General features: G+C 45.0%; 17 protein-coding genes. 2 read left to right on the top strand and 15 right to left on the bottom strand.

The features are described from left to right. The first annotated feature begins 114 nt into the window (after nucleotides 1-114). The gene (locus AND4_RS01545) at nucleotides 115-945 is read left to right on the top strand and encodes a LysR family transcriptional regulator (protein WP_009841116.1); all 831 of its coding nucleotides are present in this window, start codon (nucleotides 115-117) and stop codon (nucleotides 943-945) included. Nucleotides 946-954: 9 nt separating this feature from the next. On the opposite strand, the gene AND4_RS01540 is transcribed toward AND4_RS01545, so the two are convergent. The 13 genes from AND4_RS01540 to AND4_RS01480 form a co-directional block, all read right to left on the bottom strand. After that, nucleotides 955-1,527 carry a protocatechuate 3,4-dioxygenase gene (locus AND4_RS01540; RefSeq protein ID WP_009841115.1) on the bottom strand — a complete coding sequence of 191 codons (573 nt, stop codon included), beginning with the start codon at nucleotides 1,525-1,527 and terminating at the stop codon, nucleotides 955-957. Nucleotides 1,528-1,666: 139 nt separating this feature from the next. Next, nucleotides 1,667-2,335, bottom strand: a complete 669-nt coding sequence (gene artM / locus AND4_RS01535) for an arginine ABC transporter permease ArtM (RefSeq protein WP_009841114.1) — start codon at nucleotides 2,333-2,335, stop codon at nucleotides 1,667-1,669. Further along, nucleotides 2,332-3,021, bottom strand: coding sequence for an arginine ABC transporter permease ArtQ (gene artQ / locus AND4_RS01530; protein ID WP_009841113.1), 690 nt, complete (start codon nucleotides 3,019-3,021; stop codon nucleotides 2,332-2,334). Before artQ ends, artM begins: the two co-directional genes overlap by 4 nt. A 1-nt stretch (nucleotide 3,022) precedes the next feature. Next, nucleotides 3,023-3,766, bottom strand: coding sequence for an arginine ABC transporter substrate-binding protein (locus AND4_RS01525; RefSeq protein ID WP_009841112.1), 744 nt, complete (start codon nucleotides 3,764-3,766; stop codon nucleotides 3,023-3,025). An 88-nt stretch (nucleotides 3,767-3,854) separates the two neighbouring features. Next, nucleotides 3,855-4,583 (bottom strand): arginine ABC transporter ATP-binding protein ArtP, encoded by a 729-nt coding sequence (gene artP, locus AND4_RS01520; protein ID WP_086026770.1) that lies wholly within the window; start codon nucleotides 4,581-4,583, stop codon nucleotides 3,855-3,857. A gap of 314 nt (nucleotides 4,584-4,897) precedes the next feature. Beyond that, nucleotides 4,898-6,412 (bottom strand): M28 family metallopeptidase, encoded by a 1,515-nt coding sequence (locus AND4_RS01515; RefSeq protein WP_009841110.1) that lies wholly within the window; start codon nucleotides 6,410-6,412, stop codon nucleotides 4,898-4,900. Nucleotides 6,413-6,484: 72 nt separating this feature from the next. Then, nucleotides 6,485-8,827 (bottom strand): M4 family metallopeptidase, encoded by a 2,343-nt coding sequence (locus tag AND4_RS01510; RefSeq protein WP_009841109.1) that lies wholly within the window; start codon nucleotides 8,825-8,827, stop codon nucleotides 6,485-6,487. A gap of 751 nt (nucleotides 8,828-9,578) precedes the next feature. Continuing rightward, nucleotides 9,579-10,310 (bottom strand): DUF3726 domain-containing protein, encoded by a 732-nt coding sequence (locus AND4_RS01505; RefSeq protein WP_009841108.1) that lies wholly within the window; start codon nucleotides 10,308-10,310, stop codon nucleotides 9,579-9,581. Beyond that, nucleotides 10,307-12,043, bottom strand: coding sequence for a hypothetical protein (locus AND4_RS01500; RefSeq protein ID WP_009841107.1), 1,737 nt, complete (start codon nucleotides 12,041-12,043; stop codon nucleotides 10,307-10,309). Before AND4_RS01500 ends, AND4_RS01505 begins: the two co-directional genes overlap by 4 nt. 143 nt (nucleotides 12,044-12,186) lie before the next feature. After that, a complete protein-coding gene (locus tag AND4_RS01495; RefSeq protein ID WP_009841106.1) occupies nucleotides 12,187-13,791 on the bottom strand; it encodes a BCCT family transporter in 1,605 nt (534 codons plus the stop codon). A gap of 110 nt (nucleotides 13,792-13,901) precedes the next feature. Beyond that, nucleotides 13,902-14,891, bottom strand: a complete 990-nt coding sequence (locus AND4_RS01490; protein ID WP_009841105.1) for a membrane dipeptidase — start codon at nucleotides 14,889-14,891, stop codon at nucleotides 13,902-13,904. 66 nt (nucleotides 14,892-14,957) lie between these two features. Next, entirely contained in the window at nucleotides 14,958-16,418 is a 1,461-nt protein-coding gene (locus AND4_RS01485) for an aldehyde dehydrogenase family protein (protein WP_009841104.1), read from the bottom strand. Nucleotides 16,419-16,511: 93 nt separating this feature from the next. Further along, complete coding sequence (locus tag AND4_RS01480; protein ID WP_043991387.1) at nucleotides 16,512-16,910, bottom strand: RidA family protein; 399 nt, start codon at nucleotides 16,908-16,910, stop codon at nucleotides 16,512-16,514. A gap of 154 nt (nucleotides 16,911-17,064) precedes the next feature. Here AND4_RS01480 and AND4_RS01475 point away from each other — a divergent pair, with 154 nt between their 5' ends. Continuing rightward, nucleotides 17,065-17,961: a LysR family transcriptional regulator gene (locus AND4_RS01475; RefSeq protein WP_009841102.1), complete on the top strand. Its 897-nt coding sequence runs from the start codon at nucleotides 17,065-17,067 to the stop codon at nucleotides 17,959-17,961. 68 nt (nucleotides 17,962-18,029) lie between these two features. On the opposite strand, the gene AND4_RS01470 is transcribed toward AND4_RS01475, so the two are convergent. Together AND4_RS01470 and cyoE are read right to left on the bottom strand one after the other, a co-directional pair. After that, entirely contained in the window at nucleotides 18,030-19,124 is a 1,095-nt protein-coding gene (locus tag AND4_RS01470; protein ID WP_009841101.1) for an NADH:flavin oxidoreductase, read from the bottom strand. 255 nt (nucleotides 19,125-19,379) lie between these two features. Beyond that, nucleotides 19,380-20,252, bottom strand: coding sequence for a heme o synthase (gene cyoE, locus AND4_RS01465; protein WP_009841099.1), 873 nt, complete (start codon nucleotides 20,250-20,252; stop codon nucleotides 19,380-19,382).

Below are 20,252 nucleotides of genomic sequence, written 5' to 3'. Positions count from 1 at the left end.
CCTCCATGCGGTTCGTGTTTTGATTACCCATTCACAATATCTGATTGTATTTAAGAGGACTAACGGATAGTTTTGATGGAACACTTCAACAAAAACGATGGATGAGTTTTAGATATGGATATCGATGCGTTGCGCAGCTTTCTGGCTTTTGTAGAAACGGGAAGTTTCACTCGTGCTGCCAAGCAGATCAATCGCACCCAATCAGCATTTAGTGCACAAATGCGTAAGCTGGAAGACGAGCTCAGTGTCAGCTTATTTGAAAAAGAAGGTCGCAATCTTGTCTTAAGTGAAGCGGGATTGGCACTACGCTCTCATGCAGAGCAACTTGTCAGCTTACACAATCAAGCGCTGAAACAGGTGAAACGCTATGAAAATAAGCGTCCTCTTCGCTTAGGTTGCCCAGAAGATTACAACGACAATATCCTGCCTAAAGTCATCCGCGTATTACAGCAGTCTGAACCCACGTGTTCGATTCAAGTCTTTAGTGAGCCAAGCATCACCTTGAGAGAAAAACTCGATGAAGGAAAGCTCGACGCGGCGATTGTGACGAGAGCACCAGACAGTGAAGAAGGTTACTGGCTAGCAAGTGACAAAGGCGTGTGGATTGCTCACCCTGATTTTTACATCGAGCACGCCCAACCTCTCCCTCTCGCCCTATTCCAAACCGACTGTAAATACCACGCAGCAGCGGTAGACGGATTAACCAAACGTGGTATCCCTTATCAACTACTGGCGTGTTGCAATACGGCCTCTGCACAACGAGCGATTGTACGTTCAGGCATGGCTATCGGTGCTATGGGCAGTATTAGCGTTAGCGATGATCTCGAGATCTTAAACGATATGCCATCGCTACCTTCCGTGGATATCGTTTTAGTCACGGGGGTTGAGCCTCATCCAATACTGGATAAAGAATGCTTGGCGCAATTGGTTGAGTTAATGGCTTAACCGGATTAGCTAGCCAATCACAAAGTTAAATGCGCCCGTTAAGCGCCCGTCGATTCGTATAGTCTCAAACTGTAGATGATCACGGGCTTTGCCACCCCACCACTCATCACCAGTATTGCCTTTTAAGTATAACTGAGTGGTCAGCAGCTCTTGGTTATCCCGCCACAACTTAACGTGAATGTGCGGTGGGCGAGAGGCATAAGGCACGGGGTATAAGGTCTGAAATAAGTAGCGACCATCCGATTGAGTTTCGACTGCGCCAAAGCCTGCAAAGTGAGCATCAAACTTATCGTTATTTGGCTGCTTAGGATGCTCGTAAATCCCCTGCCCATCACATTGCCAGATTTCTACCTTGATGCCTGAAACTGGGTTTCCTGTTGTATCTACGACTTTGCCTTGCAACACGATAGGTTCACCGACCAAGCCCTCTGATTGCAGAATCAAGTTTTGACGAAGAGGAATGTTGACTACTGGATAAAATGGCCCTTCTGTTTGTGCTGGCGTCGGCCGCATTGGTGTTTTCGCTTTTAAAGAGGGTGCGAACAACAATGTCCACAGCGCTAAAAAGTGTCGTCGTTCCATAATGTCACCAATCGAAAAGTTTTGAGTTAAGTTTGGCGGAACTTGAGGAATTTGCCATGACGAATATAAAAAATGCCCCTGCTAGAGAGTCATTTGCAGAGGCACTGTGGAACTAAATGATGAGTGTTTGATTGAAGATTTATGCGGCTTCGAACGCCAATGCTTTCTTCTCTACCTGACGGAAAATGAGAGTTAGCACACCATTTACCGTTAAATAAAATGCGCCCGCAATACCAAATACCGTCAACGTATCGTAAGTTTGTGCATTAATGCGCTGCGCGTAACCCATCAGATCCATGATCGTAATCGTGCTGGCTAATGACGTACCTTTGAAGACCAAAATCACTTCGTTCGAGTAAGCTGGAACAGCTCGGCGAATGGCGTATGGCAGTAGCACGCCTAACGTTGCGATTTTGCCCATCCCCAGGGCACGACACGCCTGCCATTGGCCAGAAGGAATCGCATTAAACGCCCCTTTGAACAACTGAGCACTGTACGCCGCAGTATTAAGCGCTAACGCTAACATCGCACAGAACCAAGGTTGGCTTAACCACGTCCAGAATACACTTTCTCTTACGGCATCAAACTGACCCGGACCGTAGTACACCAAGAAGATTTGTACCAACAAAGGCGTACCAGTGAACAAGGTGATGATGCCACGACTTACCCAATGCAAACCCGGAGTACGTAGAATCAGAGTCAGCGTCATCATCAAAGCAAGAATACATCCCACAACCAGAGAAGCAGCCGTCAATTGAAGGCTGGTACTTAAGCCAGCCAACATTTGCCAAACGTGTTGTTCACTCATGCGGTCGCCTCCTGTCCCATGCTTATGCCTTGAATTGAGAACTTCTTATCAATCATTTTTACGACGCGCTGCGTAACAAGCGTAATTACTAAGTAAATTGCAGCGGCCGTTGCGTACCATGTAAAGGCCTCGTGCGTGGCGGCTGACGTTAACTGAGCTTGCTTCAACAAGTCCGTTACACCAATCAGTGAAACAAGCGCGGTATCTTTGAGCAGAACCAACCATTGATTTGTTAAGCCAGGTAGCGCATGCCTTATTGCTTGTGGTAAAACAATACAAACAAAAGCTTGCGTTTGGCTTATGCCGAGAGCACTTGCTGCCTCGCTCTGCCCTCTTCCCACGGCTTTCAGCGCACCACGCAAAGTTTGAGAAGCGTAAGAGGCGAAGATTAACGACAATGCCACTACACCAGACAAGAACGGGCTAACCTCAATAAAGTCACCGGTGACTAAAAACAAAACCTGCGTCGAACCAAAATAAATGAACAACACAACAAGGATTTCTGGCAAGCCACGCACAATCGTCACAAACACCGTCATTGGCCATTTAACGATAACGCGGCGAGACATTTCACCACTGGCGAATGCCACTGCCAGAACCAAACCGACTAAAAGGCTTGCGAAGGCTAGCTGGACAGTCATCCAGCTAGCATGAACAAGCGATAAAGAATAACCCGTTAATGCCATATTACTTACCGAAGTACTTGTTGTAGATTACGTCGTATTCGCCGTTCGCTTTCACTTTATTCAGTGCCGTGTTCAGTTTGCTCACTAGCTCGTCGTTACCTTTGTTTACTGCGATACCGAAACCATTACCGAAGTATTTAGGGTTAGTGACGTGCTCACCCACGTATGCTAGGTTATCTTCTTTCTTAAACCATTCTGCTACGACTGCTGTATCACCAAATACAGAATCAATACGACCGCTCTTCATATCGATGAATGCGTCTTGGTAGCTTGAGTAAGGAACCGCGGTTACGCCCGGCATTTGCTCAATCAGGTAACTTTGGTGTGTTGAACCGTTTTGAACACCAACACGCTTACCTTCTAGTGCTTTCTGATCAGCAACTTTTTCTTTGATAGAAACAAACGCTGCTGAGTTGTCGTAGTAAGGGGCAGAAAAGTTCACTTGCTTCAAACGCGCGTCAGTAATATCCATTGCGGAGATAGCCGCATCGTAACGCTTGAATTTTAATGCAGGGATCAGGCTGTCAAAAGATTGGTTGTGGAAGGTACATTGTGCTTCCATTTCTTTACATAGTGCGTTCGCCAGATCCACATCAAAACCTTGGATTTGGTTGTTTTCATCCATGTATTCGAACGGTGCGTAAGTCGCCTCCATCGCAAATTTGATCTCTTCTTGTGCTGCTGCGTTCGCTGCCATGGTTACAGAAGAAAGGCCGATTAGTGAAGCTAGTAAAATCTTTTTCATTGCAATACTCCGTGTGTACTTAGTGGGCTGACACTCGCAATGACAGCCGAGCTTATCTGTTAAATAGACTGAACTTTAAAAACGTAATTTAGTGATTTAGGTAATCGGCAAACTGTGTGGTTTGCGGATTAGCAAATGCGTCGCGCGTACCGTGCTCGACAACATGCCCTTTTTCTAGATAAAGAACATGGCTGGCAATTTTCTTAGCGAAATCCACCTCATGAGTCACGATAACTTGTGTAATTCCGGTTTCGCTTAAATCATTAATGACCTTGACCACTTGGTTGGTGATTTCAGGATCAAGCGCTGCGGTAGGCTCATCAAAGAGTAAGACGTCTGGTTTCATCATCAGTGCGCGAGCAATTGCCACACGTTGTTGCTGACCACCAGAAAGTTGCATTGGCCATGCATTCGCTTTGTCAGCCAAATGCAGCGTCGCGAGAATTTGCATTGCCTGCGTCTTCGCTTCTTCTTTGTTCATGCCAGAGACTTTTACCGGAGCCTCGACCAGATTTTCCATGACTGTCATGTGTGGCCATAAATTGTACTGTTGGAACACCATGCCCACTTTACGACGAAGCGCTAAACCTTGCTTCTCTTTGATTTCAGTTGAAAAGTCGAATGCGTCATCAGCGATGTTTAACTGGCCGTTATCCGCTCCTTCTAGAAGGTTAAGAACACGTAGTAGAGAGCTCTTCCCTGCACCGCTTGGACCAAGTAACACTAACGTTTCACCGCTTTCACAATCAAAACTGACATCGTGTAGAACTTGGGTATCACCGTAAGACTTATTGATACTTATAACCTGAATAGTCATGCTGCCATACTGCATTAATTATCACTTGAGAGTTATACTACTTATATTGATAATTTATGCAATAAAAATGTATAGAAATTTAACGCGCTGGTTTTTTTGTTTAACAAGCGACCAAATCAATAGCGTATCTGACTGGTGCAATGAGTGTTGGCTTGTTGTGTTTTTCCAAAGTTCACGAACTACCCACTCAATAAGAGATAGTCGAATATTGTAAATCAACGCTTTAACGCGGCCCTGTAAAAATGCCGCTCACCAGGCGGTGAACGGCATTTTATTTAAAGCCTCACACAGTACCTCTGAGCTTCTACTAACGGTTAGTTTGTTGTTTTTTCAAAATTCGCCACAATGCTGGTTTGATCGAAATCACGATAGCCACGGATCATAATATTGAATATTCCCGCTGGTTTATTGAGAACACATTGCTCATTGCTGCCGTTTTGGAATGGGCGGCAGTCAAAGTTTTTGAATGCCACTGAGTCATTGTATTTGACGAACAAGTCCGCATCTCCGCTTCGTGGCCCGGTTATAGTGATCGTCACCTGCCCTGCTTCTTGTGTTTCAAAGCTAAAGAATTGTTCCTCTCCATACCCTGCTTGTAAATTCTCCACTGGCTCACCATCTTGTAAAGGCGTCACGATGGCCACACTATCCATACTCGACTCCACCAAATAGGCCACTGCGAGCTTGGTGAAGTAACTGGCGTGGGTTGCTGTTGGATCAGCGTTTTCTAATGTGTCGAATTGGGTGTGAATATTCGGGTTGTATTCTTCAAACATAGTCTCGAAAGGCATTGCAGCTGGGTAGCCGGCATTGTGCCAAGATGCATGGTCAGAACATGCATAACCACATTGGTCAAATTCGTAAGTGATTTCTGGTGCATATTCATCGATCAACTCCGTTAGAAAGGCCGTTAAATTACTGTCCGTGTAATCTGTGATAAACGTAATATCATGGGCAGAACCATTGTAGTTGGTCATATCGAGCTGTAACACCGAGAGAACATTGGCTTCTTGGATTTTGTGCAGCTGAGCGATACCCTGAGATCCTCTTAACCCAACCTCTTCCGCCGCATAACCATAGAATTTAATCGTGCGATCGGGTTGAACGCCATTTTCGATCATCAGTCGAAGCGCTTCTGTGACGGTGGCAATACCAGATGCATCATCATCAGCGCCAGGTGAAATGGTTTGCTCATCTGTCCGAGTGCCCACTGTTGAGTCTAAATGACCACCCACGACAATAATTTCTTCTGGGTACTTGGCTCCTTGTAGAGTCACTTCGACAGATTTTTGAGGAAACCCAGCATGAGGGATTTGTCTCACAGACGCATAAGCGACACCCTCTACCTCCTTCCGCCAACGCTCTAACAACCAATTAGAAGCTTCTACGCCTGTCGGCGTTGTATAAAAGCGGTTAGTAAAAGCCATCATGTCTTCAATCGTTTTCACCAAGTTAGTGGGCTCAACCTGATTAATGAGTCTCTCTACCGTTTCATGATGACTGATAGTAGGTTTGCTAAACGCTTTCAACGTGGTCGGCATTAGCGCCGCTTGCGTAGCACTGGCTTCATCTGGATGTACCATATAGCCACCACAACGGTGTTTTTCGTGGTGCATGTGGCTGGATAATGTCGCGAGCTTATCCTGAGAAATTTTAGCAACGATAGCGGGACGTGCACCGAAAAAGTCAGAATAGACTATCGCGCCGTGTTGAATAGCTAAGTGCTGAGCATCGGCGTCTGTCGTGATCCAAACTTCTTGTTGTAACGGAGATTCACTCGCAACAACTGAACCAGTGAGCACTGCCATTGCTAATAAGCTTTTTTTCATTTGTTGTTTTTCCTTTTCTAGCCGTACATGACGAATTAGGGCTCCATTGGGAGCCCTAATTTATTGTATTAATTATTTTTTTGGTGTGATAAAACGGTAGCGCTTAGTTTCAGAACATACGTTACCAGAGGTACAAACTTGGTATTCCACATCGACCGTGCCTTCATGTTCAAACAGGTCAACGTAAGTCTGGTACTCTGTTGCGCCTACATTTTGGCCGTCGCGTTTCACGATAAAATAATCATCAGTGCTGAATCTCCATGATAACTTGATGCGAGCTTTATTATTTGGCAGCTTGTTACCGAAGCTCAGTTTCAGTGGGAACGCATCCGTTTGGTCTTCTTCGATCGTCACTGTTTGTGTCGTCGAAGTTGCACTACCTGCATCATCCGTTACGGTTAACGTTACCGCGTAGTCACCTGCCGCAGCGTAAGTGTGTGATACCGTTTCACCAGTTTGCGAATTACCATCACCTAGGCTCCATTGGTAAGAAACAATGTTGCCGTCGCTATCACTACTGGTGCTGTGAAGTTGGACCGTTCTGCCAGATACGGATTGGTCAAACTCTGCCACCGGAGGAAGGTTTGTACCGCTGTCACCGTAAGTGGCGGTCAATTCTGCATTGTCGTATTCAGCGTAACCAAACACATTAATGGTGTAGCGCCCTTGCTCTGGATTTTCAATCACACACACTTCATCACTTACCGACAAACTGGTACAAATGTTTTCAGTTGAAGAAGGCGCGTAATCGAGACCTACGTAAATATCTGGGTCACCATTCGGCACAGATAGCGTGATCTTCAACTGCTGTTTGTTTTCCGGCACTTCGATATCAAAGTAGGTTTTAGATCCGGTGTCGCCATTCACCGTAACCGAGACACCATTTGTTAGGCGTTGATATTCCGGTTCTGGTGGTAATGGTGGCTCCGCACACGGTTCAACGCCCACAATACCAAAAGCATCAACAACCGCAGAAGCATCGTAACCTAGGTCATTAGCGGCACTCTTGACACCACACGCCCCTTCCCAGAAGTCGCTATTTTGTTTCCAGTAGATTCGGTTAGCAATGACGAACAGTTCAAACGCTTTCTTCGTATCCCAGCCATCCGTCGTTGCAAGGTGGAAAAAAGCTTTGTTAAATACGCCAGAGCTATAGTGGACATTCAATCCATCATAATAATCTTCAGCATGGTTAATCGAAGAGCCATCACGCGACGGATCTTCCATGTAACGAAGTGCGCCATCTTCTTTAAAGATATCTTTGCCGACCATCCAGTCGTTTTCACCTTTCATATAGTACTCAGCGGCTTCCCCTGCCATATCCGAGAAAGCTTCATTCATCCCACCAGACTGATTTGCGTACACCAGCCCCGAATTTTGCTCGGTAAAACCATGGCTAACTTCGTGAGCTGAAACGTCAAGGCTGACCAATGGATAGAAGTAACTTTCACCATCCCCAAACGTCATTGCTTTGCCATCCCAAAACGCATTTTCATAACCCGAACCATAGTGAACGCGCATCATCAACTTGAAGCTCAGTGGCGCCGTATCGAACCAGTTTTTATACATGTCGAACACAATATTGCCAAAGTAGTGTGCATCGTTCAGTGGGGAATAAGCGCCATTGATTTCCTTAAATTCATTGCGCGGACACTCATAGCTGTACGGTGTAGAGCCATCGGTTGCACCATTGAGATTAATCGTGACAACGTTTTCAGACTCCATCACACAGTTAGTACCATCCTCTCGCACGTCTAGGAAGTGGTAATCCGAACCGTATTCGTACATGCCTGTTTTTTCATTACCACCTGGTCCTGTTCCAATTTCAGCATGCGCAATTCCTTCCCAACGTTCGATAATTTCGCCGCTGTGTGCGTCCAAGATGGTAAATGGTCGGGATGGCTGAAGGCTGTTCGTCAACAGATAGGAAACCACATAAACTAAGCGAGTCTTCTTACCATCTTGATAGATGAATAATTCATCCTCGACATTACGCAAGAAACTTGGGGCAAAGCCTTGCTTCTCGAGGTTTTTAGACGCCACTTTTAAGGCTTCTTGGCGGTTCAACTTCGGCTTAACGAAGCTGCGTTCTATGTCATTCACACGAAGATAATTGCCTCGCACTGCTTTCAATGCACCACCTTTAAAACTCTGGGTCGCATTCAGTGAATGCCCCCAAACAGGGACTCCCCAAATATTTTGTTGAATCTTGACTTTGTACACGCCACGTTTTGCTAGGTGAATTCTCTTAAGCTGTTCAAAGCTAGAAGCAGAATCGATACCAAATTGTGCGTTGAGGCCAGAGAAGGTGGAAAAGTTTACTGGCTCAGTAATGGTGACTGATTCGCCTGCATGTACTGACATTGTCATTACACCTGCAACAGCGATCGCAATCAGACGTTTCTTAATTATCATTTATCTATCTCCTTGATGTGTTCAAATTAAATCTATCAGAAAAAAACACACACAAATCGATAATTAACAGCAATAATATAGTTGTGATACATTCGCTAAACAAATTAATGAAACTGGCAAGTTTGATTGTTACAATTTTGTTAAACGTGAATTTTTCAGCGAAGGTACTCTCAATTATAAAATAAAGAAAATACATTTTTATCATTAGTTAATTTTTTTTGAAAAATATTGTTACTTTTATTTTTATGGGTGGCGAATTTTGGAAAGATTGAGGAAAGAGAGAGGTTTTATTTTTATCACTAATCAATGCGAAAAATATAGCATATTAAGCTCTTTATTTTAAATAATAAAATATCAAAATCCAGCCAATACGCATAAACTCAGAATGAATGTCCCCTTACATCCATGATACTTGAGTATATGCCATCACGTTTCGGTGTGGACGTGCTTCTCGATTCACTGTAAGATTTATTCCGAATCGATATAAGATCATATATAATTAAACACCAATAGTTATTAATCGAACCATCAAAGATAAATGACACTTAAAATCAAAAAATACTAATACATTTACCTCAGTTAAAAGAATTAATCATTTTCTAAACAACAAATATAAATCAAGAAAATTTAATCGAATGAAAATAACATCAAATGGTATTAACACATTTATTCCATTTCCTAGCAACCATCCAGTCTAATATAAAAAAACCACCCAAGGGTGGTTTCTTATTCATTTAATTAATGGCTAGTATCAGACTAATTCTCCAGCCCCCTTAATGGACCTATCACTGTTCTCGACAAGGAACGCGGTTGCTGTATGTTTTAACGTTTCCCATTCAGCATCCTCAACAAAAATGCCCTTTTCCCATGACATTTTTTGTGTACGACTCAACTCTTCAGCTTCAACATGAATCGCGTAACCTTTCGAGCTGGTAACTAGGTCAAAATCATTTATGGAGATCTCGATGACCATATCGTGGTAATCCGTATTTTCTCCGTAAACAACATCAGAAAAGAAAAGCTCCGGTGCTGTATAACCTCGATTTAGCACATACAAGGTGCGTTTTGGGCTGGTCCCATTAATCCATTGAGCACGGCAGGCAATACCCTTCGCTGACAGTCGAACCAACTCACTAAATGCCAACCAACGATTATGACATTGTTTAAGCGTAACCGTGACGGACTTACTTTTCACCATTTTCTCCAACGCAAAGTCCAACACCGCTGGCAAATAACAGGCAACACTGCCATTGTGCAAGTCCACTTCAATGGCCGCGTCCGTATTGCTTTCAATAGTGACAGCTGAGTCCGAATCTAAATGTAGGAAAAGACTTGCGTTGTTGAAGTGACGTACCCCATGCAAACCAACCATTTGCAGGTCAGCAACCATATTTGCAACCACATCTGCCTCACCGCAGTGACGTTGCATACCCAGAAAACCTTTACTTACCGCAGCAACTAACTCGTTGTAAGAGACTATCACCGTGCACGCCCTCCATCGATTTTTTGGCTGTCGCTTCGCACAATGTCCTCTCGTGCAGGCATTATTGGGAAAATCCAAGTATCCATGTAATCAGGGTTATTGATTTCATTCAGCAATGGCGCTCCTTGGAAAAAGGTCACGCGTACCCAACGGTCAGATCTTGGATCAAACTTCGTTGCACCAAACATGGCTAATTTGCAGCGCAACAAATGCATTGGCAACGCATCCTTACGAAGCACGTTCATTTGAATATCACCCATTTTGCGATGACCAAGCGTCCATACGCGACGTGTGATCGTACGATACTGCGGGTGTTGCAATAGGAACTCAGCCAATGATGTCTCAGGCTGAGATGTTCGTAGCGCATGGTAAAGTCGGTTTACTTGTCGACCAATATCGAGCGGCAACTCACGATCTTCACCATTTTCTTCGCCTCGAACTCCTAATCTTGGCTCCTCTTTGTCTTGCGAGCGATACCAAAACCAATAGTTGTTCTCTGCTAGTGAATAGTCCGCATCAATAGACCAACGGTATTTGCTCTCCAAAATCTGCAGAACATCTTTAACACTCTTTCCACCAGAGATTGACAGCGATTCGTCGCTATTCATCTGGGTCTCAAAAACATCGACCAATGATGGGTAAAGCTCGATTAAACACGAAGTGAGGATTTCTTGAGCTTCCAAACTCATTACAGTGCATTGTTTGAACACTCCGGCCCAATGCTCTTGTTCTGCCATCAAATTGCTTAGATGGCTCCGCAATGTTCGAAGATCCTCTATGGCGTGACTATTGAGTTGGTCTTGACGCGCATTGATGGTTCTCACTTGCTCTAGATGAAGCTGCGCTTTCGCCAATAACGTCTTCAGTGGCACTTCTTGGTAAGGCTCACAAGGCATCTCTAGCACTTGTGCAAAAGCACGCTCACGGGACGTCATCCATTGATCGACAACGCAAGGATGATTTATCAAGTAAGGCGCCATACCCAGACCTGTCGCATTACCTATGCCAAGGTAACGCTGCAGATCTTTGTGGAGTGCAATGGCATTATCTCCACCCTGCTGCAATGCTAGGTAATGAACCCAATCAAGGCTGAACTCTCTTAATATATACACCGCACACATTTGCGCACTAAATGCTTGGTTGAAATCGGTATTGTTCTCTAACAGTTTGAAGTCTGCGATGCCAAATTTTCCATTTCCGTAGACCGCTGTCGTTCGAAGTATGTAGCCTACTTCAGCAAGCTCATTGGGGTCAGGTTGCTCGCCTCTCGCTAGTGTGGCTACGAGATATTCAAAGACTCGGACACTCTTGTTCGCACGAGCAAGGACAATGACATTGTTGGGATTTCGGCCTGCCTCTTGCAGTGGCACATTGGCCCTTAGCTGTTCCAAAAGCTCAACATGCACCTCCCCTTTTACTAATGCAAAGGTAACATCCCATTTTTCTGAGATAACACGATCATTACGTTCCTCATCGGCAATCTCATCGCAAAATACAACTAGGTGATAAACATCGTCTGGCGTTGCTAGCTTATAAATTACATGACCGAAACCACTTGGACACAGCTGCCATTCATGTTTACTGACTTTCCATTTTTGTCTGGCCATCTTTCGAACCAAACTTCTTACAAAGCTGATTCGATTTTGATGCATAGCCCCTAGCCTGTCTGGTGCCATCACAGTAGCCGCATTACGAAGTGTTGTTTCAGTGAAAGTAGAACGATGTGCATCCATTTTGCTCACCACCTATTTTTTATTGTAAGAATATAGACTTGCACGAGTGCAATAGGGTCACCCGCACAAGCTCCACGTTATTGTTTATAAGCTGTCGCTTGTAAGCCATTGTTAAAATTCTATTTCTAACGATTTCTAGTAATTTATAATCCTTGTTCTTTTGCCATCTTGATGGCGATCTGCGGGGCATTCCAAAGTGACGGCAGTAGGATCAATGACACTGGCACTGCGGTGATCACAATAAAGGATTGTAAAGCTGAAATACCACCTGAGCCGAGTGAAATTAGGATAAGTGCAGTTACCCCCATCGCTGCCCCCCAGAAAGTACGAATAAAGGCATTTGGCTCTGTCTCACCACTGACTACAACGCTAATAGTGTAAGTCATCGAATCCCCTGTAGTGACGATAAAAATGGTCGTTAATACGAGGAACAAGATAGAAACCAGCATCGGCATTGGCAGTTGTTGAGTAACAGCAAGCAGTGCCCCAGGTAAGTTAAAACCTTCAAACGCCGCACTCACACTGCCTGGATTATCGATTTCAAACGCTAGACCTGAACCGCCCACAATAGTGAACCAAAAACACGTCGTTAATGGTGCTACGATACTGATGGTTGTAATAATTTGGCGGATGCTGCGACCACGAGAAATACGAGCCACAAAGATAGCCATCATTGGGCCATAACCTAAGAACCATCCCCAAAAGAATACTGTCCACCAGCTCAACCAACCCTCATCACCACGATAAGTCGCCATAGGGATAAAATTATCCAACATGGTGCCTACACCTTGAATATAACCGTTAAAGATAAAATCCGTAGGGCCGAACAGCAGGATGTAAACCATCAGCGCGAGCGCGAGAATAACGTTATAACGACTCAACATTTGCATACCGCGGTTCAGACCACTCAGTGCAGAAACGGTGTAAAGTACGATAGCAAACAGAATAATGATCAGTTGGGTCGTAAAACCATCAGGAATATCAAACAAAACATTTAACGCGTAGCTAACCTGCAGACCTAAAAAACCGATTGGGCCGATAGTACCCGCCGCTACTGCGACGATACAGCACGCATCAATCAATGCCCCTGTCTGACCTCTCAGTGCACGCTCGCCTAAGATTGGGTACAAGAGAATTCGTGGTTTTAATGGCAGCCCTTTATCGTAATGTAAATGCATCACAACAATCGACGTTAAACTGCCAACAATCGACCAAGCCAGGAATCCCCAGTGCATAAAGGATTGCGATAACGCGTTCACCGCGACTTGATGTAGGTCATCCTGCGTCCCATACAATGGAGGAGGATTAACGTAATGTGCAATGGGCTCTGCCGCTGCCCAAAACACCCCACCACCAGCAAGCAAAGTACAAAAGATGATCGCTACCCAGCGAAAACCGTCCATCTCGGGTTGGGTTGTGCCGCCTATTATCACCTTGCCTGTTCGCCCTGCCGCTAAGCCAAGGCCAATAAGAAAAGTGAGCAAAAGCAACAATTGCCAATACGGACCGAAGATATTTACCGACCAGGCAAACCCTGTGTTGACCAACTTAGATAGCAATTCATCATCATAAAGCGCGGTGGCAACAAACAGCGTGATAAAACCACCACTGTACCAAAGTGCTGGATTGCTGAGCCCAAATTTATCCAACGATTTTTCTGCTGCCGAAATATCTTGGTGCTCTGCTTGTGATTCGTTTGATAACACGCTCGTCGTTGACGTTTTCATGCTATGAGTTCGATTAGACATGCTCTGACTCCAGAGGTTTATTGCAGCTGCATTCATAGCTACAAAAAGTGATTTAAACACCAGCCTTATTATTATTTGTGTGGCGGGCTATTCCTTGTTTAGGTTACAGTTTATAACTTGGCCTCCAGTCCTTCTTTCAAAAAGTTAAACCAATTCTCGCCCAGTATTTTCCCAGCCTCTGACTCACTGAACCCATGACGTACTAAGCCGTTGTAAATATTCTCCATGCCTTTGCTACCACTAAACCAAGGTAGTGCGTCAGGCCAGCCAGAGTTACTTGCCGAACCTTCACCGTAATCCATTGCTTTCGACCATCGCCCATTACGCATCCATTCAAGAACCTGTTGCGGTTGGTTTAGACAAAGATCACTGCCAATACCTAAGTGTTCCACACCAAACAAATCAGCGGTTTTCGCCACCATGCGGCAAAAACCACCTAAGGTACATTGGCTTCCATTTGGTAGGTGAAACGGATACAAACTAAATCCTATCAAGCCACCTCGTTCCGTTAGCGCTCTGATGACGTTGTTGGATTTATTGCGCAGAGCCTCATGCGCGAACGAGGGATTCGCATGGCTGATACAAATCGGACGCGAGGAGAGATCTATCGCCTCCAGTGTTGATCGTTCCGCACTGTGCGACATATCGATAATCATCCCCACACGGTTCATTTCTTCGATCGCTTGTTTACCGAAGCGTGTCACACCGGAATCATTTTGCTCATAGCACCCCGTCGCTAACAAACTCTGGTTGTTGTAAGTTAACTGCATGATCAACAAACCTTGGCGGCGCATCACTTCAATCAGACCAATCTCATCGTCAATTGGAGAGCAATTCTGTGCGCCAAAAAAGACACCGACTTTTCCTTCTGCTTTCGCTTTTTCGACATCGGCCATAGAGTGAATTGGCATGATCAGATCTGCATGTTGCTCAAAGCGAAGGTTCCACTCGGCAAAGCGGGTTAAGGTTTCTCGCGCATTCTCATGGTAAACGACCGTCGCATGTACAGCGGTAATGCCGCTGGCTTTAAGTGTCAGAAAGTATTCTCGATCCCAATTGCAGTACTGCAATCCGTCGATAACAATCCGTTGTTGGAACATAGCCACTCCTTAAACGTAAGTTTGCCTTTAAGTTTGGCAGCAATAAGTTCTGCTGCCAGATTTCACTTAGTAAGGTCGTTGATAGGCGGTTTTCACCACGGTGTAGAATTCTTTCGCGTATTGGCCTTGTTCACGTGGCCCAAAACTAGATTCTTTGCGGCCACCAAACGGCACGTGGTAATCAGTTCCTGCCGTTGGTAAATTGACCATGACGCAGCCCGTTTGTGCTTGCTGCTTAAAGATGGCGCTATTGCGTAAACTTTGCGTAATGATGCCACCCGTCAAACCAAAGCGTGTATCGTTAACCGTAGCAATCGCCTCATCGAGGTCAGACACACGAATGACACTCGCCATTGGTGCGAATACTTCTTCTTGATTCACTTCCCAGCTATTCTGCGTATTAAGGAACAGGGTTGGTGACATGTAATAGCCTTCGTATTGCAGATTTAAACGCTCTCCACCAAAACCAAGCTCAGCACCACATTGGCGAGCCCGTTCTATCCACTCGAAGTTAGCTTTTAATTGATTACCATCGACGACAGGCCCCATGAAAACCCCCTCTTCTAATGCGTGGCCAATTTTGAGCTGACTCATGCGCTTAATCAGCGCTTCAACGTACGCATCGTGAATCCCGTCCATAACCACTAGACGGGACGAGGCAGTACACTTCTGTCCAGCCCCAGAGAAAGAGCCCGCAATTGTCGCCTCAACGGCTATTTGGATATCAGCATCATCAGCAACGACAAGCGCATTTTTGCTGCCCATTTCTAGTTGGCAACGTACGAAGTTCGGTGCCGTTGCTGCTGCAACTTTACGTCCGGTATCCACAGAACCAGTAAAGCTCACGCCGTTCACATCTTTAGAGTGAATTAGAGTATTTCCAACGTGAGAACCACTGCCTAACACCAAGTTAAATGTGCCTGCTGGTAAACCCTGACGGTGGATAATCTCTGTTAGCGCAACTGCACTCGCTGGTGTTAAATTCGCCGGTTTCCAAACCACGCTGTTACCAAACGCAAGCGCTGGCGCGATTTTCCAAGCGGCGGTTGCAGTTGGAAAGTTCCATGGAGAAATAATGGCGACGACGCCAACGGCTTCACGAGTTACCTCTACGGAAACGCCTGGACGGACAGAAGCCGCGTTATCACCAATTTGACGCAATACTTCAGCCGCAAAATATTGGAAAAATTGACCAGCACGGTAGATCTCACCTCGACCTTCAGCAAATGGCTTGCCTTCTTCGCGTGAAAGCAGTGTACCTAGCTCGTCACAACGAGCGATTAACTCATCACCAATCGCTTGTAATACCGATTGTTTACGCTCAATTGGTGTTTTTTCCCATTCAGGCTGCGAGGCTTTCGCTGCCAAAATAGCTTGTTCGACTTGTGCTTCACTCGCCTGAGCAAAATCACCTAAATTTTCACTGATGTCTGAAGGGTTAATATTCGTAATAGTGTTAACACCAGATTGCCACTCACCAGCAATATAGAGGGATTTTTCTGCTTGAACATTATTTATAAAAGTCATTGTTCTGTCCTTGTTCTTCTTAAAGCCGAGTGGCCTTTCACCAACTCATACGTCTCACTGAATTAACTAAATTTGGTTGCGTGTTTTTACTCTTTAATCGGTCTGACTCGCTGAGGCGTATACCACAAACTCCACCAACATTTCCTCACGAGCGAGGCCTGCAACAACCATGGCGGCACGATTGGGATAAGGTGCTGAGAAATACTCGGCATACACCTGATTTACCGTCTGTAGATATTCTCGATCCGTTACGTAGATCAATACCTGTAAAACCGAATCAAGAGACTCGCCTGCGCATTCAAGCGTGTGAACCAGGTTATTAAAGGTTTGGCGTGTTTGTGCCTCAATGCCTCCTTCAACCACTGCGCCAGTGTCATCAATTGGAATTTGCGCTGTGTATAATGTGCCATTGTTAACAACGGCCCATTCCAGTGGTGCTTTAGAAGCGAACAGTGATGTCTTCACTGGGTGTTTTTTCGTCGTAGTAGTCAAATGCCTTCAACCTTTGTTATCAGCTTGTTTAAATATAGTTAAATACTGCACATTGACAGACGATAAATCTAACGGTAAATTTTTTACATTTGATAAATAAAATCTATCATTTTAGACAAAATCAGGTAAATAAAGGGATGACAGGGGTTAGGTCATGAGCATAAAGCTTCAACAATTAAAGCATTTTGTGATGGTGGTCGAGGAAGGTGGTTTTCGAGCAGCATCGCATAGAGCAAATCGTTCACAAGCGGCACTTTCGACGTCAATTAAAGAATTGGAAAAAAATCTCGGTCAAATACTGTTTGAAACCGGCAATAAATCTAATCTCACGCCCTTTGGTGAAATCTGTTTGCCCAAGATCGTCCAGTTTCTCAACATCTATGACATGCTAGATAACGACTTAAAAGCCGCCGCCGCTGGCCAGCAAGGCCGCGTACGAATTGCCAGCGTCCCCTCTGTCGCAGCCAAGCTGATCCCAAGTGTTTTAGGCGCATTTTGCGAGCAGTACCCGAACGTAGAAGTCAGCCTAATTGATGACAATGCAGCAGGGGTCGAGGCTCGCTTGCTATCTGGCGAAGTTGATTTGGCCCTCGGCAATCCCTCACATTTAGATGAGAGGGGGATTGAATTTACCCCTTTAATGTCCGATCCCATTGGTGTGGTATGTTTGAAAGACAATCCTATTGCTCAGGCGTCTGAAGGGATTGAGTGGCACACTTTACTAGAGCAACCCTTTATTCGAAACGGGACTTGCACCCTACTCGATCCCACGCCTGCGCGCACGCTCAGCGATCAAGCATTGTATTCTGTTGAGAACATCACATCTTTGTTCTCTGTCTTAACGCTCGGTATTGGCGTGACAACACTACCGAAACTGGCATTCCCGACCAATGAAACCCGCTTAGTTTGGCTCCCTTTGATCGATCCGCCTTTGGAAAGACAAGTGGGTATTTTTACTCTGACGGATAGAACGATTTCCCCTCAAGCAAAAGCGTTTCATGACCTGTGTGTCCAATATTTGAAGCATCAACAAGAAGTGAAAACCGACTAGGTACTCTTGGTAATCAGCAAAGCCCCTAATTCACGAAGTATTAGAGGCTTTTAACCTGCCATATCGTGTTACTTTCTGCGCTTGTAAACCACACAAAAGTTACCGCGCTTAGTACGGCACTTGGAGCAGCGTTCGCAATCCACCTCAGCACGGTTACCGTCTTTCCAACGCTTGATCAATTTCGGTTCTGCCAGCAGTGGACGAGAAAGCGCAAAGAATTGAATCTTGGTATTTTCAGCCAACTCTTCAATCGCACCAAAGTCGTTTAAACCACCCACGGTAATGACTGGTACATTCACATCTTGGCTGATCACTTGGCCATATTCGTGAAAATAGCCTTCGTCTTGTAGCGTGTAACCGTCAAAAGATTCACCTACCATGGTACTTGCGTTGCCATGAATATTGCCTGATATGACGATCGCGTCTACGCCGATTTCTTCAAGTTTTTTAGATATGATGCGCGTCTCATCAAACGTTAAGCCACCATCAAAAAACTCCGACGCTGTCAGCTTCACTAGAATTGGGAAATCTTCACCGACTAACTTACGTGTTTCAGAATAGATCTCCACAAGGAAACGCATACGATTTTCTATGCAGCCACCATATTGGTCATCACGGCGGTTGTAATATGGACTTAAGAACTGGTTGATCAGGTATGTGTGCGCCGCATGGACTTCTACGCCATCAAAACCAGCATCTTGTGCACGTTTGCTTGCTAGTGCGAATGCCTTAACGATGTAGTCAATCTCGCCTTGAGTCATCGCTTTGCCTTCCGTTTTGGTGCCGCGCTCTGACACTTCACTTGGTGCAAAAATTACCCGTTCGCCTACGTTGAAGGTCGTTTTTGTGCCGCCGTATGCGATCTGCATGACGATCTTGGAATCGTTCTCATGGACAAGGTCAGTCAACTTTTGGTATTCATCAATGAAAGAGTCATTATAGATCCCCATCATACCCGCATTCGGCTTCTCTTCTTCTACGATGTTTGCGTAGCCAGTAACAATCAGACCTACTTCACCTTTAGCAAGTTCTTCATAAATATCGTACAACTTCTCGGTCATATGACCATCTTCCGTTGCCATGTTTTCCCACGTTGCACTGCGTATAAAGCGGTTCTTTAATATCATGTTGCCAATGCGGCCTTCTGAAAACAAAATGCTCAAGTCCAGTCCTCTTAATTGGTTCTATTTATCACTGACGAACAGCAACAAAAAAGGAACAGCGACACACAAAGCATGGCTGTTCCTTTTTGAATTTTTGTTCAGTGCAATGATCGACGCGAACCTTATCGCTGAAACTATGGTAAAACCTTAATCTGGATTAACCTTTAGTGAGATAAATTACCGATTTATCATTCATTGCTTTTTTAGTCAGCATAACTAATGATGATATCAATCGTTCACTCAGCTAACTTTCTTCTAATGAATAAACGGCAGTGGAATCAACTCTAAACCAAGTACCCCACTGATGCCCATGACCACCAGTAACGACATCTTAAACACCGATTTAGACCATTGAACATAATTGTTGTAATCCACTTTTTGGAACGTCACGCGAGTCCACATAAAACATACCGCCGCCGAAACCGCTAAGTACTGGTAACCTGCTTCACCCACCATAAACAACCCAATGGCGACCAGACTAAAAGCAACCACGTATGCTTTCATATGTTGATGCGCTTTAGTAATCCCCTCTTTAACTGGAAGAACAGGAATGCCTGCATCACGGTAATCTTGCATGCGGAACATCGCAATCGCATAGGAATGCGGCATCTGCCACAGACAGAACATGATGAACAGCAATATTGCTTCCAAGCTGATGTAGTTGGTCAGCGCAAGATAACCCACCAGAGGCGGTACTGCGCCAGAAAGACTGCCCACTAAGGTACCGTAAACCGAATTCCGCTTGTACCACATGGTGTAGAAGAAAACATAAAAAATGTAACCCAAGAGTACAACCACGGCAGAGAGCGGATTGACCATTTGAAATAGCATCACAGTGCCGATAAACAGCAATATCAAAGCGTAAACAAAGGCCGCATCTGTGCTGATGTTACCCATCACTAATTCACGATTTTGTGTGCGCTTCATCTTTTGATCAATATCGCGGTCAAAAATGTTATTCACCACGCATCCTGATGCAATCACCAGACCTACGCCAACTAACGTTGCGAGTAGCAACAAAAAGTTAGCGGGTTCCGATTTTGCGGCGAGAAAGAATCCCGCCGCAACAGAAATCAGGTTGCCGAAAATGATGCCCGGTTTAGTAATAGACAAATATTTTTTCAGCAT

It is taken from the genome of Vibrio sp. AND4, from assembly GCF_000171815.1.
Lineage (GTDB): Bacteria > Pseudomonadota > Gammaproteobacteria > Enterobacterales > Vibrionaceae > Vibrio.
The sequence above is the reverse complement of the archived record's forward strand: the minus strand, read 5'-3'. Positions and strand labels throughout refer to the sequence as shown.

Excerpts from the sequence above, each read along its gene's own strand:
- AND4_RS01545 (WP_009841116.1), top strand. The coding sequence starts at position 115 with ATGGATATCGATGCGTTGCGCAGCTTTCTGGCTTTTGTAGAAACGGGA.
- AND4_RS01540 (WP_009841115.1), bottom strand. The coding sequence starts at position 1,527 with ATGGAACGACGACACTTTTTAGCGCTGTGGACATTGTTGTTCGCACCC.
- artM (WP_009841114.1), bottom strand. The coding sequence starts at position 2,335 with ATGAGTGAACAACACGTTTGGCAAATGTTGGCTGGCTTAAGTACCAGC.
- artQ (WP_009841113.1), bottom strand. The coding sequence starts at position 3,021 with ATGGCATTAACGGGTTATTCTTTATCGCTTGTTCATGCTAGCTGGATG.
- AND4_RS01525 (WP_009841112.1), bottom strand. The coding sequence starts at position 3,766 with ATGAAAAAGATTTTACTAGCTTCACTAATCGGCCTTTCTTCTGTAACC.
- artP (WP_086026770.1), bottom strand. The coding sequence starts at position 4,583 with ATGACTATTCAGGTTATAAGTATCAATAAGTCTTACGGTGATACCCAA.
- AND4_RS01515 (WP_009841110.1), bottom strand. The coding sequence starts at position 6,412 with ATGAAAAAAAGCTTATTAGCAATGGCAGTGCTCACTGGTTCAGTTGTT.
- AND4_RS01510 (WP_009841109.1), bottom strand. The coding sequence starts at position 8,827 with ATGATAATTAAGAAACGTCTGATTGCGATCGCTGTTGCAGGTGTAATG.
- AND4_RS01500 (WP_009841107.1), bottom strand. The coding sequence starts at position 12,043 with ATGGATGCACATCGTTCTACTTTCACTGAAACAACACTTCGTAATGCG.
- AND4_RS01495 (WP_009841106.1), bottom strand. The coding sequence starts at position 13,791 with ATGTCTAATCGAACTCATAGCATGAAAACGTCAACGACGAGCGTGTTA.
- AND4_RS01490 (WP_009841105.1), bottom strand. The coding sequence starts at position 14,891 with ATGTTCCAACAACGGATTGTTATCGACGGATTGCAGTACTGCAATTGG.
- AND4_RS01485 (WP_009841104.1), bottom strand. The coding sequence starts at position 16,418 with ATGACTTTTATAAATAATGTTCAAGCAGAAAAATCCCTCTATATTGCT.
- AND4_RS01475 (WP_009841102.1), top strand. The coding sequence starts at position 17,065 with ATGAGCATAAAGCTTCAACAATTAAAGCATTTTGTGATGGTGGTCGAG.
- cyoE (WP_009841099.1), bottom strand. The coding sequence starts at position 20,252 with ATGCTGAAAAAATATTTGTCTATTACTAAACCGGGCATCATTTTCGGC.